The sequence below is a fragment of the Phaeovulum vinaykumarii genome, from assembly GCF_900156695.1.
Taxonomy (GTDB): Bacteria; Pseudomonadota; Alphaproteobacteria; order Rhodobacterales; family Rhodobacteraceae; genus Bieblia_A; species Bieblia_A vinaykumarii.
The window spans coordinates 141,349-158,263 of sequence record NZ_FTOM01000001.1 but is presented as its reverse complement, the minus strand read 5'-3'; the positions used below and the strand labels follow the sequence as shown (position 1 = coordinate 158,263).

The following is a 16,915-nucleotide window of genomic DNA, read 5'->3' as shown; positions in this document are numbered from 1 at the left end:
CCAAGCTCTTTACGTATCGTTACCTTTGCTGCGCGGCAGCGCTGCGGCGCGGCAGGGGCGATGGTGCCAAAACCGGGGGAATGGCGCGAAAAGATACATTTTGGGGCAGGTTTTTGGCCGGTTTCGCGGGATTGCTCTGCGCCGCGGCGCGCCGCGCTGGTCGTGCGGCGGACTGACGCAGGGCCTGCGCGTTCGTCCTTCGGGTCAAGATTGCACGCATGGGTTGCAAGCCTTGCGCAGAACAGCCGCGAAATGCAGAAAGATTCGCCGCACCCCACCGCGGGGCGCAGCGAACGGGGCCGCGATCTGGGGGGCTCAGTCGCGCCAGTGCACGCCGGTCAGGTCATTGGCCTGCGTCGGCGCGTTCTGCCACAGCCCCTCGAGCCGGGCATTCGCGACGCCGGTCTTGGCCAGCTGGAACAGATAGCCGTTGACGTGATCCTGGGCGATCATGCGCTGGGCCGATTGCAGCAGCGCGCGCCGCGCCGCGGGATCGGCGGTGGCGTCGAGCCGGTCCATCAGCGCCACGAATTCGGGCCGGGCATAGCCGAAGTAATAGTCGGGCCGGGCATAGATGCCGATATCCATCGGCTCGGTGTGGCTGACGATGGTCAGGTCGAAATCATGGCCGCGGAACACCTGTTCGAGCCATTGCGCCCATTCCAGATTGGTGATCCGCGCGGTGATGCCCACGCGCGCCAGCTCGGCCGCGATCACCTCGCCGCCGCGGCGGGCATAGGGCGGCGGCGGCAGCGCCAGGCGCAGCGTCAGATCCGAGACCCCGGCCTCGGCCAGCAGCGCGCGGGCGCGGTCGGGATCATGCGCGGACAGATCCGTCAGGTCGATGTAATCGGGGTTGTGGGGGGCGAAATGCGTCCCGATCGGGGTGCCATGGCCGAACATCGCGCCCTCGATGATCTCGGCGCGGTCGAGCGCATGGGCAATGGCTGCGCGCACCCGCGGATCATCCAGCGGCGGCTGGCGGTTGTTCATGGCCAGGATGGTCTCGCCCTCGGTCGTGCCCTCGATCACGCGAAACCGCGGATCGGCGGCCAGCGCGGGCAGGGTCTCGGGGGCGGGGTAATTGGGAAAGGCATCGACATCGCCCGACATCAGCGCCGCGAAAGCCGCGGTCGGATCGGCGATGAAGCGGAAGGTGGCGGCGCGCAGCGCGGGCGGCGTGCCCCAATAGCCGGGATAGGCGGTCAGGGTGACGTGATCGCCCTGCACCCAATCGCCAAAGGCAAAGGGCCCGGTGCCGACCGGCTTCGTGGCGGCCTGATCGGCGGTCTCGGGGGCCAGGATCACCGCATCGCCCCAGGCCATCTTGAAGTCGAAGGCGCCATCGGGCGCGGCCAGCGTCACCACCACCGTGGCCGGATCGGGCGTCTCGACGGTCTCGATCCCGGCAAAGAGCGCCTTTTGCGCGTTCACGCTGTCGGCCGCGCGGGCGCGGTCCAGGCTGAATTTCACATCCGCCGCGTCGAAGGTGGTGCCGTCGTGGAAGGTCACGCCCTCGCGCAGATGAAAGGTCCAGATGCGGGCATCGGCGCTGACCTCCCACGAGGCGGCCAGGCCCGGCAGGATCGCGCCATCGGGGCCGAAGCGGGTCAGCCCCTCGAAGAGATTGGCATAGACCACCTCGTCGATGGCGGCGGCGGCGCCCGCGGTCGGGTCGAGGTTCGGCGGCTCCAGCACCATGCCCAGCGTGACCGTATCGCGCGCCTGCCCCGCGCCCGCCAGCGCCACCCAGAGCGCTGCGCCCATCGCCAGCCGCCATCGTGCCGTGCCCGTCATGGATGATCCCCCCGATCCAAGGACTTGAACGCCCATGATCGGGGGGATCGGCGCCCGGTTCAAGGGGGGGGAGGGGCCAGCACCGACAAGGCCCGCCACGCGCGGGGGGCCTCCCACGACAACGGCCGCCGGGGGCACCGGCGGCCGTGACGAAAATTCTGGGAGGCGCGCCTTATTCCGCGCGGGCGGCGCGCTTGCGCTCGTGCGGGTCGAGATGGCGCTTGCGCAGCCGGATCGCCTTGGGCGTGACCTCGACCAGCTCGTCGTCGTCGATATAGGCGATGGCTTCCTCGAGGCTCATGCGCACCGGCGGCGTCAGGCGCACCGCCTCGTCCGAGCCCGAGGCGCGGATGTTGGTCAGCTTCTTGCCCTTGAGCGGGTTCACCTCGAGATCGTTGTCGCGCGAATGCTCGCCGATGATCATGCCCTGATAGACCTGCTCCTGCGCGCCGATGAACAGCTTGCCGCGTTCTTCAAGGTTCCACAGCGCATAGGCCACCGACACGCCGTTCTCCATCGAGATCAGCACGCCCTGGCGGCGCCCCTGGATCGGGCCCTTGTAGGCTGCCCAGTCGTGGAAGATGCGGTTCAGCACGCCGTTGCCGCGCGTGTCGGTCATGAACTCGCCCTGATAGCCGATCAGCCCGCGCGAGGGCACATGCGCCACGATCCGCGTCTTGCCGTGGCCGGCGGGGCGCATCTCGACCAGATCGCCCTTGCGCGCGCCGGTCAGCTTTTCGATCACGACGCCGGAATATTCGTCATCCACATCGACGATGACTTCCTCGATCGGCTCGAGGCGCACGCCGTCTTCTTCGCGGAAGATCACCTGCGGGCGCGAGATCGACAGCTCGAACCCCTCGCGGCGCATGTTCTCGATCAGAACGCCCATCTGCAATTCGCCGCGCCCCGAGACCACGAAGGCCTCGCCGCCGGGGGTGTCCTCGACGCGGATGGCGACGTTGGTTTCGGCCTCCTTGAGCAGGCGCTCGCGGATCACCCGGCTCTGGACCTTGGTGCCGTCCTTGCCAGCCAGCGGGCTGTCGTTGATGCCGAAGGTCACCGAGATCGTCGGCGGGTCGATCGGCTGGGCCGGGATCGGGGTGTCGATCTCGAGCGCGCAGAGCGTGTCGGCCACGGTCGCCTTGGTCATGCCGGCGATGGTGACGATATCGCCCGCCTCGGCCACGTCGATGGGCTGCTGGGTCAGGCCGCGGAAGGCCAGCACCTTGGTGCAGCGGAATTGCTCGATGCGCTCGCCCGTGCGCGACAGCGCCTTGATCGTCTCGCCCACGCGCAGCCGGCCCGATTCCACCCGCCCCGTCAGGATGCGCCCGATGAACGGGTCGGCCGACAGCGTGGTCGCCAGCATGCGGAAGGGTTCGTCGGCGTGGAATTCCTGCTTGGGCGGCTCGACATGGCTCAGGATCAGGTCAAAGAGCGCCGAGAGATCCTTGCGCGGGCCGTCCAGCTCCAGATCCGCCCAGCCGCCGATGCCCGAGGCATAGACATGCGGAAAGTCGAGCTGTTCGTCGCTGGCGCCGAGGTTGGCAAAGAGGTCGAAGACCTCGTTGAGCGCATTCTCGGGGTCGGCGGCGGGCTTGTCGACCTTGTTCAGAACGACGATGGGTTTCAGCCCCAGCGCCAGCGCCTTCGAGGTGACGAACTTGGTCTGCGGCATCGGCCCTTCGGCGGCATCGACCAGCAGGCAGACACCGTCCACCATGCTCAGGATGCGCTCGACCTCGCCGCCGAAATCGGCGTGGCCGGGGGTGTCGACGATGTTGATCCGCGTGCCCTTCCATTCGACCGAGGTCGCCTTGGCCAGAATGGTGATGCCGCGTTCGCGTTCGATGTCGTTGCTGTCCATCGCGCGTTCGGCCACCGCCTGGTTTTCCCGGAAGGCCCCCGATTGTTTCAGGAGCTGATCGACCAGGGTGGTCTTCCCGTGGTCGACGTGTGCGATGATCGCGATATTGCGAAGGTCCATGATGTCCGCCATTTCCTGCTGCGCCGCAGCGCATAGAGGAAAACCGCGCTCTTGGCCAGTCTGCTTTGAGCGGTGCAGGCGGTTTCGGTCGTCTTTCGCCCCCGCGGGGGGCGCGCCGGGGCGATCAATGCGTGGCGGTCTTCGAGAAGAGGTTGATCACCGCGATCCCCAGGATGATGAGGCCAAGCCCCGCCAGCGCCGCAGCGTCAAGCTTCTGGGCAAAGAAGATCCGCCCCGAGATCGCCGTCAGGATGATCCCCAGCCCCGACCACAGCGCATAGGTGATCCCCAGCGGCAGCACCTTGAGCACCTGCACGAAGAACCAGAACGCCCCGGCAAAGCCCACCACCGCCCCCAGCGTCGGCCAGAGCTTCGTGAATTGCTGGCTGGCCTGGAGGCAGGTCGAGCCGAAGGTCTCGAACAGGACCGCGACGGTCAGCAACAGATAGGTGCGCAGCATGGGCCCTCTCAGGTGGCGATGTAGCGGTCGCGCCGGTGGTTGATGGCGATCACGAGGTTCAGCACCAGCGCCCCCAGCGCCGACCAGGCCACGGTGATCGGGTCGCGCACCAGAAAGGCCGCCGAGAACAGGCAGATGTCGAAGATCAGCTGGGTCCAGCCGGCGCGAAAGCCGGTCTTGTCCTGAAGATAGAGACCAAGGATGCCGATCCCGCCCAGGCTGGCCCCGTGCCGGAACAGCGCCAGCAGCGCCGCCCCCGAGATCATCCCGACCAGCACCGCCCCCAGCGCGGGGTGGATGTCGCCGAAGCTGACATAGGCGGGCATCACCATCGACAGGCCCGACACCAGCCCCACCGCGACAAAGGTCTTCAGCGTGAAGGCCAGCCCGATGCGCTTGTAGCCCAGCCAGTAGAACGGCAGGTTCACCGCAAAGAAGATCGGCCCGAAGCTCCAGCCGGTGACATAGGAAATCAGCACCGCCAGCCCCGCGGTCTGCCCGGTGACAAAGCCCAGATGGGTCAGCATCACCAGCCCGAAGGCAGCCATCACGCCACCGAAGGTCAGGGCCTGGGTGTCCTCGAGCAGGGTATGGGGGGCCGGCAGAAGATCGGCATCGCGCGTGGTCGGGGTCGCATTCATTGCGGAAGCTCGTCTCGATCGGATCGGGGAAGAAGGCGGATCGGGAAAGAAGGGGACGCGACGGGGAAGGGGCCGCGGCCTCCTTTTGCCCGAGAAGCGCGCGCGGGTCCAGCGTTGCTGCCCTGCCGCGGTGGCCGGGTGGGTTTTGTCTACCCAGAGTTGTGCGATTCGGGTATGATCACCCAGCGAGCGACGATTCAGGGGGAGGGGAGCCGATGAATGATCGTGCCCGGCGTGACGCCGAATTGCAGGACGAAGACGCGCAACGCCTTCTCGAGATTGCGATTTCAAACCTCAACCGCACCCAGCGCGCCGGCGCCGATGCCGACAGCCTGCGCGCGCGCTGCGTCTATGATTGCGACTGCACCGTTCTCGGCGGGGCCGATCCGGTGCCGCCGCTGGGTGTGGCGTCGGGGGTGATCGGCTACGGCGCCGGGTCGCTCTGACCGGGGTCTGACCGGACCTTCGGGCCTGCCAACATCCGCTGACGCCGCGGCCGCATCCGGTTGCGGCGGCGTGGTCTGAGGCTTCGTGCAATCGTGGGGGGCGGATGAACGTTTTGACCTTTCGCACCGCGCGGGGCCATTACGCCTATGACGGCGCCTCGAACCTGCTGGCCGAGGTCGGGCCGCGGATCGCGCAGGCGCTGCGGGCGCAGGGGGCCGAAAGCTGTGATCCCGTCCCCGCGTCCGGCCCCGAACCTTATCCCGACCCCGACCCGGCGGCCGAGGCCGCCATCGCTCAGGCGCGCAAGGGGCTGGGCCTCTTTCGGCCTGCGCCGGGTGGGGCGCCCGAACCGGCGCTGGAGCCTGCCGCGCTCCACGATGCGCTGGCGCGGGGGCGGCGCACGCTGATGTTGCAGCTGACCGACGCCTGCAATCTGCGCTGCGGCTATTGCGTCTATGCCGGCACGCATCCCGGCCGGCCCGCGCATGGCACGACCCAGATGTCCCCCGCGGTGGCCGAGGCCGCCATCGCCGAGTTCTTCGCCCATGCGACGCAGACCGAGGGGCCGCTGGGGCTGGGCTTCTATGGTGGCGAGCCGCTTCTCAACCGCAAGGTGATGAAATTCGCGCTCGATCTCTTTCGCAGCCGGGCCGGCGGGCGCGAGATCCTGCCCGCGCTTACCACCAATGGCACGCTTCTGAACGGGGCGGCGGGCGATATCCTGGCGGGGAATGCCGTGGCGGTCATGGTCAGCCTCGATGGCCCGCCCCGGATCCACGACGCCCAGCGCCGACTGCGCCGCGGCGGGGGCTCGTTCGACCGGGTGGTGGCGAACCTGCGCGCGCTTCAGGCCCGCCATCCGGCGTGGTTCGACACGCATGTGCAGCTGTCGGTGACGCTGGGCCCCGAAACCGATCTGGCCGCGCTCGATGCCTTTTTCACCGAATTCCCGGTGGCGCGGCTCTCGGCCAATGCGCTCGAGACACCGACGGGCACCGCCCCGCCCGCGCAGGATCAGGTCGAGACGATGCTGGCGCGCCATCTCAATGGCGCGCGGGCCGGGCGGCTGGGGCGGCGCGCGCCCGAGATGCGGCTGGCCGAGGCGCTGTTTGCCCCCGCCTTGCGCAAGATCCATCGCCGCCGCCCGCAGGCCCCCGACACCGGCCCCTTCACGCCGGGGGGCGCCTGCATTCCGGGCGTGGACAAGACCTTCGTCAGCCCGAAGGGGCGCTATTTCCTGTGCGAGAAGCTCGATGGCCAGGACGCCGCCGCCATCGGCGATGTCGAACACGGTCTGGATGTCGCGGCCGCGCAGGCGGTGCTGACGCGCTTTCACGCGCTGCTTGGCGATGAATGCCGCGGCTGCTGGGCGTTCCGGCTCTGCGGGATCTGCCCCGCCCATGTCATCCGCGACGGCCGCTTCGATCCCGAGGCCCGCCGCGCCGCCTGCGCGCTGCGCAAGCGCGGGCTGGCCCGGCTGATGCGCCATTATTGCGAGATCCGCGAAGTGGCGCCCGATGCGCTGGGCCCCTGATCCGGTGGGGCCCCTGATTGCGCTTGGCCTCAGGCGGGGAGGGGCGGACGCCGGTCGGCCCAGGGCAGGGCGGCTTCCAGCTCGGCACAAAGCGCGATCAATTCCTCGTCGGCGCCAAAGCGCGCGCCCAGATGGATGCCGATCGGCAGCCCGTCCGCGCCCTGATAGAGCGGCACCGAAGCCGCCGGCTGCCCCGAGGCATTGAACGCGGCGCAATATGGCGAAAAGTCAAAACACATGCCCGGACCATGCCGGTAATGCAGGTAATCCGCGCAGGAATGGTCAAATCGGCCCAGAAGCGCAGGCGGCTCGGCCAGCGTCGTGGACAGGAGAATGTCCCAGTCGGTGAAGAAGGCCGCCATCTGCCGCCCGAAGGCATGCACCTGATCCAGCGCATCAAGATAATCCGCCCCCGAGAGGCGTGCGGCATGGGCCACCGCACTGGCCGCCAGCGGCTCGATCCGGTCGGGCGCGGGGCTTGTGCGGACCCATTGCGCGGTGCCGCAGGCCACGATGTCGGTCCAGGCGCGCAGCATGGCGTCGAAATCGGCCGTGGGCCGGGCGGGCGCCACATGGTGGCCCAGATCGGCAAGCAGGCGGCCCGCGGCGCGGGTGGCCTCGGCCAGCGCCGGGTCGATCGGCGCGCCGGTATAGGTGGTGTCGCAGAGCGCGATGCGCAGCCGCCGCGGCGGGCGGGCAATGGCGGCGCGAAAGCCCGCGCCCAGCGGCGGCGCCCAATAGGGCGCGCCCGGATCCGCGCCGGCGCAGGCATCAAGCGCCGCGGCCGTGTCGCGCACGCTGCGCGACACGAACCCTTCGGTCGCCATGCCGGCCCAGGCCTCGCCGGCGAAGGGGCCGTCGGGCATCCGCGCACGGGTCGGCTTGAGCGCGAAGATCCCGCAGGCCGCCGCCGGAATGCGCAGCGAGCCGCCCCCGTCCGAGCCATGCGCCACCGGCACGATACCGGCCGCGACCGCCGCCGCCGCGCCCCCCGACGACCCCCCCGGCGAACGCGTCAGATCCCAGGGGTTGCGCGTCGGCCCGCCATGGACGGCGGCCTCGGTGGTCACGCCGATCCCGCCCTCGGGGGCGGTGGTGCGCCCGAAGGGCACCAGCCCCGCGGCCTTCATGCGGATCAGGATCTCGCTGTCGGCGGGCCAGGTGGTGTTCATCAGCGCGCGCGAGCCGCAATGGGCGGGCAGGTCGCGCGCCTCGGCGCCCAGATCCTTCAGGAGCGTCGGCACACCCCACAGCGGGCCCTGCGCCAGGCCCGCGCGGATCTGGGCGCGGGCGACCTCCTCGCGTATAAGAACCACGGCGTTCAGATGCGGGTTCCAGCGCGCCACCTGCTGAAGCGCCGCATCAAGAAGCGCGTCGGGCGTGACCTCGCCCTGCGCCACGGCCTCGGCCAGCGCGATCCCGTCCATGCGGGGATATTCGGCGATCATTCCCGCCCCGTCTTCGAGAAATGCGCGGCCAGTCGGGCAAGGGGCGACAGCGCCTCGGGCTCGGGTTTGGCGTCGGGCTGGGCCGGGGCGTCAGGCTGTGGCGGGGCATCAGGCTTGGCCTCGGGCGTCGCCTCCGCCGCAGGGTGCGCGGCCTTCTCGGGCTTCGGTTTCTTCGGGGCCTTCTCGTGGCCCGGCAGCGCGGCGATGAAGCGCGCGCCCTGGCCCGCGGCCAGATCGGGCGCGGCCTTGGCGATGGCGTCGAGAAGGGCCTCGAGATCGGCGCGCTCGGCCTTGGCGAAATCGCCCAGAACATGGCCGGTCACGCGGGACTTCTCGCCCGGATGGCCGATCCCCAGACGCACGCGCTGCGCTGCCGCGCCGCCATGTTCCGCGATCGAGCGCAGGCCGTTGTGCCCAGCGTGCCCGCCGCCCGTCTTGAGGCGCACGCGGAAGGGGGGCAGGTCCAGTTCGTCGTGAAAGACCACGACATCCTCGGGGGCGATCTTCCAGAAGCGCATCGCCTCGCCCACCGACTGGCCCGACAGGTTCATGAAGGTCTGCGGCTTGAGCGCGACCACCTTTTCCACGCCCAGCCGGCCTTCGGCGACCAGCCCCTGAAAGCGCGCGCGCCAGGGGGTGAAGCCGTGATCCTCGGCGATGCGGTCCAGCGCCATGAAGCCGATGTTGTGGCGGTTGCCGGCATATTGCGCGCCCGGATTGCCCAGACCGACAAAGAGTTTCATCGCCGCCCCCGTTTCCGTCCCCGTTGCCGCGGCGGGGCTTGCCAGGCCCCGCGCATCGGTGCGAGGGATAGGCGAGGGGCCGGCGCGATGCAACCGGCGCGGCGGACAAAGGGGGGCGATGTGGCGCGTTTCAGCATTCGCGGGGTCACGCTCGACGTGCCGGACGACGGGCTGACGGGGCATCTGCGCAAGGCGCTCGAGGGCGGCTATTACGAGGCGCGCGAGGCCGAGCTTCTCAAGGCGCATCTGCGCCCCGGCGACCGGGTGCTGGAGCTGGGCGCGGGCGCGGGTTTCATCACCACGCTGGCGGCGCGCAGCCTGGGCGGGGCGCAGGTGCTGGCGGTCGAGGCCGGCGCGCAGATGGTCGAGGCCGCGCGCGCCAATCTGGCCACCAATGGAATTGTCGGAACCGAGATCCTGTGGGGCGCGGTCGTGCCCGATGATTTCGCGCCCGAGACCGTGGCCTTCCTGTGCCGGCCGGCCTTCTGGGCCTCGGGGATCGCGCCAGAGGGGGGCGTGTCGGGGGGCGTGTCGGGGGCGGCACCGCGCGCCGGGCGGATCGAGACCGTGCCGGCGCTGCGGATCGGGGCGCTGATCGCGCGTCATGCGCCCAGCGTGATCGTGGCCGATATCGAAGGGGCCGAGCTTGACCTTCTGGCCGGGCCGCTGCCCGACGATCTGCGTCTTCTCATTCTGGAGCTGCACCCCGACAGATACGGCGCGGCGGGCATGGCGCGGATGTTTCGCTAGCTTCTGGACGCAGGCTTCGTCTATTCGGTCACCGCCTCGAAGGGCGGGGTCGTGGCCTTTGAACGTTTCGCCTGAGCGGGGGCCCGCCTCTAGCCCCCCCAGGTCCGTTCCAGCACCGCCAGCCAGTTGCGATGCGCCAGCTTCTCGATCAGCGTGCTGTCATAGCCGTGTTTCTCGAGCGCGCGCAGAAGCCGCGGGAGCCCCGCCACATCGCCCAGATCGGCGGGGATGGTGGCGCCGTCGAAGTCCGAGCCGAAGCCCACGTGATCTTCGCCCAGCCGCGCGATCAGGTGGTCGAGATGGCGCAGCACCGGATCCCAGCCGGTGAAGGCCTCCTGCCGGCCATCGGCGGCCAGGAAGACGGTGGCAAAGTTCAGCCCCACCATGCCGCCGCTGTCGCGGATGATGTCGAGCTGCCGGTCGGTCAGGTTGCGCGCCGACGGGGTGACGGCATGGGCGTTCGAATGGGTGGCCACCAAGGGCGCCGTGGACAGCCGCGCGATGTCGTCAAAGCCCTTTTCGTTCAGGTGGCTGAGGTCAAGCATGATCCGCAGCCGGTTGCATTCGCGCACCAGGGACTTGCCCGCGGCACTCAGCCCGTCGCCGGTGTCGGGGCTTGCGGGAAAGGCGAAGGGCACGCCGTGGCCAAAGGCGGTCGGGCGCGACCAGACCGGCCCGAGCGAGCGCAGCCCCGCCGCATGCCACAGATGCAGCGCGTCGAGATCGGGGCCGATGGCCTCGGCGCCCTCCATGTGCAGAACGGCGGCGATGCGCCCGGCGGCCATGGCGGCGCGGATCTCGGCCACGCTGCGGCAGATCGACAGCGTGCCGGTGCGCTCCATCCACATCAGATGGCCGATCATCGCCGCGGCCACGGGCTGGGCCTCGGGCAGGGGCACCGGATCGGGCAGCGGCAGCGCATAGGGCGGATGCGCCATCAGATCGTCGAGATCGACGCCCTCGGGCTGGGGCGAGGGGATATAGACGGCAAAGAAGCCCCCGGCAAAACCGCCCTTGCGCATGCGCGGCAGGTCCAGATGGCCCTTGCCTTCGCCGGTCAGCCAGATGTCCTCGCGCCGGGCGGGGTCGCGCAGAAGGCGCAGCAGGAAGTCGTTGTGACCGTCGAACACGGGGGTCATGGCTGGGTCTCCGGACGATAGCCTTCGGATGCCTCCAGAAGGCGGCGGGTGTAATCGGTGGTGGCGGCGCGGGCGCGCAGATCGGCGCGGGTCAGCTCCTCGACCGCCTGGCCGTGCTGCATCACCAGCAGCCGGTCGCACATGTGCGAGACCACCGCAAGATCGTGCGACACCAGCACATAGGTCAGCCCGCGTTCGTGCCGCAGCCGGTCGAGCAGGTTCAGCACCTCGGCCTGGATCGAGGCATCGAGCGCCGAGGTCGGCTCGTCCAGAAGCACCAGTTCGGGCTCGAGGATCAGCGCGCGCGCCACCGCCACGCGCTGACGCTGGCCGCCCGACAATTGGTGGGGATAGCGAAAGCGGAAACCCGCGCCCAGGCCCACCTCGTCGAGCGCGCGGGCGATGCGGGCGTCGCGGTCGTCAAAGCCCTGGATCGCCAGCGGCTCGGACAGCACGGCATCGACCGTGTGACGCGGATGCAGCGACGCATAGGGATCCTGGAACACCATCTGCACGTGGCGGTAGAAGGCCGCGTCGCGCCGGCGGGGCAGGGGGCGCCCGCCCAGCACGATCTGGCCGCCCGTGACCGGCGCCAGCCCGCAGATCGCGCGCAGCACGGTGGATTTGCCCGACCCGGATTCGCCCACGATGCCGTAGCTTTCGCCCGGCGCCACGGCCAGCGACAGGCCGCGCACCGCCTGCACATCCTGCCCGCGGGCGCTGAAGGTGACCTCGAGGTTCTCGATCTCTAGCATTCGCGGGCCCAGGCCTCGTCGCGTTCAAGGGTGGGAAGGGGGCCGCGGTCGCCGTCGATGCGCGGCAGGCATTCCAGAAGCCCGCGCGTATAGGGATGGCGCGCCGCGGCCAGATCTGCGGCGGCCAGTTCCTCGACCACGCGGCCGGCATACATCACCAGCACCCGGTCGCAGAACGACGACACCAGCCGCAGGTCGTGGCTGATGAAGATCAGCCCCATGCCGCGCTCGCGCACCAGCCGGTCAAGGATGCGCAAGACCTCGATCTGGATCGTGACATCGAGCGCCGAGGTCGGCTCGTCCGCGATCAGGAGGTCGGGTTCCGAGACCAGCATCATGGCGATCATGGCGCGCTGGCCCATGCCGCCCGAGACCTCGTGCGGATAGGCGCGGAACACGCGCTCGGGGTCGCGGATCTGCACCGCCTCCAGCATCTCGAGCGCGCGGGTCTGCGCGTCGCGCCGCGCCGTGCCGTGACTGCGCAGGGTCTCCATCAGCTGCCGGCCGATCGGCATCACCGGGTTGAGCGAGAACTTGGGGTCCTGCATCACCATCGACAGGCGCCGGCCGCGCAGCCCCCGCCATTGCCGGGCCGAGGCGCGGCGCAGGTCGATGCCGTCGAACTCCAGCCGGTCGGCGCGGGCCTCGCCCGGCGGCGGGGTCAGCCCGAGAAGCGCGCGCCCGGTCTGCGACTTGCCCGACCCGGATTCGCCGACAATGCCCAGACGCTCGCGCCCCAGGGTGAAGGAGACGCCGCGCACCACCTCGGCCGGGCCCTGCCGGGTGGGAAAGCGCACGCGGAGGTTTTCCACGGAAAGCAGGGTCATTTGCGCCCCTTCGGATCAAGCACGTCGCGCAAGCCGTCGCCCAGCAGGTTGAAGCCCAGCGACACGGTGAAGATGGCGATGCCGGGCATGGTGGCCACCCACCAATGGTCGATCAGGAAGCGCCGCCCGCCCGCGATCATGGCGCCCCATTCGGGGCTGGGGGGCTGGGCGCCAAGCCCCAGAAAGCCCAGGCCCGCCGCGGTCAGGATGATGCCCGCCATGTCGAGCGTCACCCGCACGATCACCGAGGACATGCACAAGGGCACGACATGTTTCCAGATGATCCGCGCCGAGGAGGCCCCCTGCAACCGCGTCGCGGCGATGAAGTCGCTGTCGCGGATGGTCAGGGTCTCGGCGCGCGCCAGCCGCGCATAGGGCGGCCACGAGGTGATGGCGATGGCGATGATCGCGTTCTCGATCCCCGGCCCAAGTGCGGCCACGAAGGCCAGCGCCAGGATCAGCCGCGGAAAGGCCAGCACGATATCGGTGGCGCGCATCAGGACCGTGTCCACCCAGCCGCCGAAATAGCCCGCCGTGGTGCCGACCAGAAGGCCGATGGGCGTGGCGATCACCGCGACCAGCACCACCACCATCAGCGTCAGCCGGGTGCCGTGGATCAGCCGCGAAAGGATATCGCGGGCCAGATCGTCGGTGCCCAGCAGGTGCCCCGGCGACAGCGGCGGCAACAGGCGCTGGGTGTTCAGATCGCCCCCCGTCACCGGGTTGTAGGGCGCCAGCAGATCGGCCAGCGCCGCCACCCCGATCAGCGTGCCCACGATGGCCAGCCCCACCATCGCCAGCCAATTGCCGCGAAAGGCCAGCCAGACGCGATAGGCCTGACCCGCGCGGGCCTGCCGGCGCGAGGTCGGGCTGTCGGACAAAAGCCAGTCCTGCGCGCTCATGACCGCCTCCGCACGCGCGGGTCAAGAAGGGTATAGAGCAGGTCCGACAAGAGGTTCAGCCCCACGAAGATCGCTCCGATCACCAGCGTGCCGCCCAGGACCGCATTCATGTCGGCATTCTGGAGGCTGTTGGTCAGATATTGGCCCAGACCCGGCCAGGCAAAGACGGTCTCGGTCAGCACCGAACCTTCCAGGAGCCCGGCATAGGACAGCGCGATCACCGTCACCAGCGGCACCGCGGCATTGCGCAGCGCATGCACCCAGATGATGCGCCATTCCGGCACGCCCTTGACGCGCGCGGTGATGACATATTCCTGCGCCAGCTCGGCCAGCATGAAGCTGCGCGTCATCCGCGAGATATAGGCCATCGAGAAATATCCCAGTAGCGCGGCCGGCAGCATCAGATGCGACAGCACGTTGCGAAAGGCCGCCCATTCCCCCTGCACGGCCGTGTCCCACAGATAGAACCCGGTCTGCGGCGTGAAGGCATATTCATAGGCGATGTCGATCCGTCCGGGCCCCGCGACCCAGTGCAGCCGGGCATAGAAGACCAGAAGCCCCAGCAGCCCCAGCCAGAAGATCGGCGCGGAATAGCCCACAAGCCCCAGCACCCGCACCACCTGATCGGCCAGCCGCCCCTGGCGCACCGCCGCCCAGACGCCCGCCGGCACCCCCAGCGCGGTGCCGATCACGATGGCCACCGTGGCCAGCTCGACCGTCGCGGGAAAGACGCGGGCGATGTCGTCCACGATCGGGCGCTTGGTCAGGAAGGACGTGCCGAAATCCCCCGTGGCGACCTTCTGGAGATACATCCAGAATTGTTCCCACAAGGGCCGGTCGAGACCCAGTTCGACATAGACCCGGTCATAGACCGATTGCGGCGCGCGGTCGCCCACGACCGCCAGCACCGGGTCGACGGGCACGATGCGCCCGATCAGGAAGGTGACAAGCAAAAGCCCGAGGAAGGTCACGGCCACGGTGCCCAGCAGCCGTGCCCCCCGGCCCAGCCAGAGGGCGCCGGGGCGCCCCCTGCGTGAAGTCGATGTGCGCATGCCTTATTTCGTCAGATGCGCAAAGGAGTTGTCGTTGAACGACGGGCCGATGATGAAGCCGTCGACATTCTGGCGCATCCCCGACACCTCGATCTCCTGGAACATGATGACGAAGGGCGAGGTCTCCTGACTCTCGCGCTGAAGCGCGAGATACATCTCGGCGCGCTTGGCCGGATCGGCTTCCAGCACCGCCGCATCGGTCCGGGCGGTCATCTCGGGGATCTCCCAGGCATTGCGCCAGGCCAGCGGCTTCGAGGCCGCGTCATCGGAATTGTCCGGGTTGCGGGCAAAGGTGTCGGCGTTGGTGTGCGGATCCTGGTAATCGGGCCCCCAGCGGCCGATGTAGATGTCGTGGTTGCGCGCGCGATACTTGGTCAGCGTCTGCTGGCCGTCGCCGGGGATCAGCTCGAGCGTGATGCCGGCCATGGCCATGGTCTGCTGGATCGCCTGGCCCATGGCGGTGATCTCGGGGGTGTTGCGGGTGTCCATGGTGACGGTGAAGCCGTCGGGATAGCCCGCCTCGGCCAGCAATTCGCGGGCCTTTTCAACGTTCAGGCTGAAGGGGGTGTCGTTCAGCGCGCCCAGGAAGCCCTTGGGCAGGAACGCCTGGTGCACCTCGACCTTGCCGGCCATGATGGTGTTGGCGATCGTGTCATAATCGACCAGCCATTTCATCGCCTGGCGGACCTGCGGGCTGGACAGATAGGGGTTCTTCTGGTTCAGGCCCAGATAATAGATCGAGCCCTTGACGCCCTTTTCGATCTTGACGTCGGGGTTGCCCTCCAGCGCGGCGATATCCTCGGCCGCCAGGTTGCGCGCGATGTCGATGTCGCCCCGTTCAAGCAGCAGCCGCTGGGTCGCGGTCTCGGGGATGTGGCGATAGATCGCCCGCGCCATCGCCGGTTTCTCGCCCGAGTAATTCTCGTTGCGCTCCATCACGATAACTTCGTTGGCGCGCCAGTCGCGGATGGTGAAGGGCCCCGAACCGGCGTAGTTCGTCTTGAGCCATTCATAGCCGTAATCGCCGTTCTGGGCATGTTCCATGACCAGCTTCTTGTCCACCACCATGGCCACCGTGGCCGTCAGGCAATAGAGCACGAGCGACGGCGCATAGGCCTTGTCCATCTTGAAGTCGAAGGAATAGGGGCCGGTCTGGACCACCATGTCCTCGACATTGTCGGCGTTCAGACCGAACTGGGTCAGGATGAAGGCGGGCGACTTGTCCAGCTTGACCGCGCGCACCAGCGAGAAGACCGCGTCTTCCGCGGTGATCGGGTTGCCCGAGGCGAACTGGCGCCCCTCGCGGATCTTGAACGAGATGGTCTTGCCATCCTCCGAGACGGTCCAGCTTTCGGCGACCTTGCCGAAGATGTCGGAGACATCCGCCGGGTCATAGCCGATCAGCGTCTCATAGCTGTTGCCGGTAATCTCGGAGGCGGTGAATTCGAAGATCTCGGCGGGATCGAGCGAGATGATGTCGTCGATCGACCAGGCCTGGATCAGCGTGTCGGGCGGCGTCTCGGCCCAGGTCGCGGCGGGGGTGGCGCCCAGCAGGAACGCGCCGAGCGCGGCCGAGGCAAGCAGGCGGCTGTGAAGCATGAGGTTTCCTCTCTCTGTTGGTCGAGGCCCCGGAGTTCGGGGCCCGCGCACGCCCGCTTGAGCGGGTCTTTGAATGTTTCGATTAACCGTTGGGTCAAAAACGCTGTCAAGGTGAAACGGCCCGGATCGGGGCTCCGAGCCATGCACCCCGCGGCGCGGCGCTATGACCAGAACGCATGATCGGACCCGTGGCGGGGCAGGGGGCTGCGCCCGAAATGTTGCAAAAGGTCAATTATTGCGGGAATTTCCACGCACCTTTTGCCTGCAATGTCGTCAAATGAACCCTGTCGCGAGGGCTAGAGTGCCAGGTGCGCGCCCTCCACCACGGCCTCCATCGCCACATAAGTGGTCGTCGAATTGACATGCGGCAGCGCCGAGATGGTCTCGGCCATCACGCGCCGATAATCGGCAATGTCATGCGAGCGCACCTTGAGCAGATAGTCGAAGCCGCCCGCGATCATGTGGCATTCCTCGATCTCGGGAACCTGGCGGACGGCGGCATTGAAGCGCGCCAGCGCCGCCTCGCGCGTGTCCGACAGGCGCACCTCGACAAAGGCCACATGCGACAGCCCCAGCTTGCGCGGCGACAGGACCGCGCGATAGCCGGTGATGATGCCCCGCACCTCGAGCGCGCGCAGACGTGCCGCCACCGGGGTCTTGGACAGGCCCACCTTGCGGGCAAGCTCGGCCACCGGCAGGCGCGCATTGGCCACCAGCGCGGTCAGGATGCGCCTGTCGATCGGGTCGAGATCTTCGATCATGGCCTGTCTGGATGCCCATCTTTGGTCGGATCGGCTGTCATCATGCCCCTGAATGGCCGAAAGGTCCATG

General features: G+C 68.7%; 16 protein-coding genes. 3 read left to right on the top strand and 13 right to left on the bottom strand.

Features of this window, described 5'->3' with window-relative positions; translation table 11 throughout:
- Nucleotides 1-315 precede the first annotated feature (315 nt).
- The 4 genes from BW949_RS00790 to BW949_RS00775 form a co-directional block, all read right to left on the bottom strand.
- The gene (locus BW949_RS00790; protein ID WP_076363030.1) at nt 316-1,797 is read right to left on the bottom strand and encodes an ABC transporter substrate-binding protein; all 1,482 of its coding nucleotides are present in this window, start codon (nt 1,795-1,797) and stop codon (nt 316-318) included.
- A 172-nt stretch (nt 1,798-1,969) separates the two neighbouring features.
- Nucleotides 1,970-3,787, bottom strand: a complete 1,818-nt coding sequence (gene typA, locus BW949_RS00785; protein ID WP_076363661.1) for a translational GTPase TypA — start codon at nt 3,785-3,787, stop codon at nt 1,970-1,972.
- A 124-nt stretch (nt 3,788-3,911) separates the two neighbouring features.
- A complete protein-coding gene (locus tag BW949_RS00780) occupies nt 3,912-4,247 on the bottom strand; it encodes a DMT family transporter (RefSeq protein WP_076363029.1) in 336 nt (111 codons plus the stop codon).
- 8 nt (nt 4,248-4,255) lie between these two features.
- Nucleotides 4,256-4,888, bottom strand: a complete 633-nt coding sequence (locus BW949_RS00775; RefSeq protein ID WP_076363028.1) for a YitT family protein — start codon at nt 4,886-4,888, stop codon at nt 4,256-4,258.
- A gap of 215 nt (nt 4,889-5,103) precedes the next feature.
- Between BW949_RS00775 and BW949_RS00770 the strand changes: the two genes are divergently transcribed.
- Together BW949_RS00770 and BW949_RS00765 are read left to right on the top strand one after the other, a co-directional pair.
- The gene (locus BW949_RS00770; protein ID WP_076363027.1) at nt 5,104-5,334 is read left to right on the top strand and encodes a hypothetical protein; all 231 of its coding nucleotides are present in this window, start codon (nt 5,104-5,106) and stop codon (nt 5,332-5,334) included.
- 104 nt (nt 5,335-5,438) lie between these two features.
- Complete coding sequence (locus tag BW949_RS00765) at nt 5,439-6,869, top strand: radical SAM/SPASM domain-containing protein (RefSeq protein WP_083947506.1); 1,431 nt, start codon at nt 5,439-5,441, stop codon at nt 6,867-6,869.
- 29 nt (nt 6,870-6,898) lie between these two features.
- Here BW949_RS00765 and BW949_RS00760 read toward each other — a convergent pair whose 3' ends face one another.
- Nucleotides 6,899-8,317, bottom strand: a complete 1,419-nt coding sequence (locus BW949_RS00760) for an amidase (RefSeq protein ID WP_076363025.1) — start codon at nt 8,315-8,317, stop codon at nt 6,899-6,901.
- Nucleotides 8,314-9,060 (bottom strand): aminoacyl-tRNA hydrolase, encoded by a 747-nt coding sequence (gene pth, locus BW949_RS00755; RefSeq protein WP_076363024.1) that lies wholly within the window; start codon nt 9,058-9,060, stop codon nt 8,314-8,316. Before pth ends, BW949_RS00760 begins: the two co-directional genes overlap by 4 nt.
- Nucleotides 9,061-9,180: 120 nt before the next feature.
- Here pth and BW949_RS00750 point away from each other — a divergent pair, with 120 nt between their 5' ends.
- A complete protein-coding gene (locus tag BW949_RS00750) occupies nt 9,181-9,810 on the top strand; it encodes an FkbM family methyltransferase (RefSeq protein ID WP_159440028.1) in 630 nt (209 codons plus the stop codon).
- 89 nt (nt 9,811-9,899) lie between these two features.
- Here the strand turns inward: BW949_RS00750 and BW949_RS00745 are convergent, their stop codons facing one another.
- The 7 genes from BW949_RS00745 to BW949_RS00715 all read right to left on the bottom strand — a co-directional run bounded on the left by BW949_RS00745 (nt 9,900) and on the right by BW949_RS00715 (nt 16,845).
- Nucleotides 9,900-10,949, bottom strand: coding sequence for a dipeptidase (locus BW949_RS00745; protein WP_076363022.1), 1,050 nt, complete (start codon nt 10,947-10,949; stop codon nt 9,900-9,902).
- Nucleotides 10,946-11,704, bottom strand: coding sequence for an ABC transporter ATP-binding protein (locus BW949_RS00740; RefSeq protein WP_076363021.1), 759 nt, complete (start codon nt 11,702-11,704; stop codon nt 10,946-10,948). The genes BW949_RS00745 and BW949_RS00740 overlap by 4 nt, the downstream gene beginning before the upstream one ends.
- A complete protein-coding gene (locus BW949_RS00735; RefSeq protein ID WP_076363020.1) occupies nt 11,698-12,531 on the bottom strand; it encodes an ABC transporter ATP-binding protein in 834 nt (277 codons plus the stop codon). The genes BW949_RS00740 and BW949_RS00735 overlap by 7 nt, the downstream gene beginning before the upstream one ends.
- Nucleotides 12,528-13,433: an ABC transporter permease gene (locus BW949_RS00730; RefSeq protein WP_076363019.1), complete on the bottom strand. Its 906-nt coding sequence runs from the start codon at nt 13,431-13,433 to the stop codon at nt 12,528-12,530. The genes BW949_RS00735 and BW949_RS00730 overlap by 4 nt, the downstream gene beginning before the upstream one ends.
- A complete protein-coding gene (locus tag BW949_RS00725) occupies nt 13,430-14,485 on the bottom strand; it encodes an ABC transporter permease (RefSeq protein WP_076363018.1) in 1,056 nt (351 codons plus the stop codon). The genes BW949_RS00730 and BW949_RS00725 overlap by 4 nt, the downstream gene beginning before the upstream one ends.
- A gap of 3 nt (nt 14,486-14,488) precedes the next feature.
- A complete protein-coding gene (locus BW949_RS00720) occupies nt 14,489-16,084 on the bottom strand; it encodes an ABC transporter substrate-binding protein (protein ID WP_076363017.1) in 1,596 nt (531 codons plus the stop codon).
- Nucleotides 16,085-16,380: 296 nt separating this feature from the next.
- The gene (locus tag BW949_RS00715; protein ID WP_076363016.1) at nt 16,381-16,845 is read right to left on the bottom strand and encodes an Lrp/AsnC family transcriptional regulator; all 465 of its coding nucleotides are present in this window, start codon (nt 16,843-16,845) and stop codon (nt 16,381-16,383) included.
- Nucleotides 16,846-16,915 lie beyond the last annotated feature (70 nt).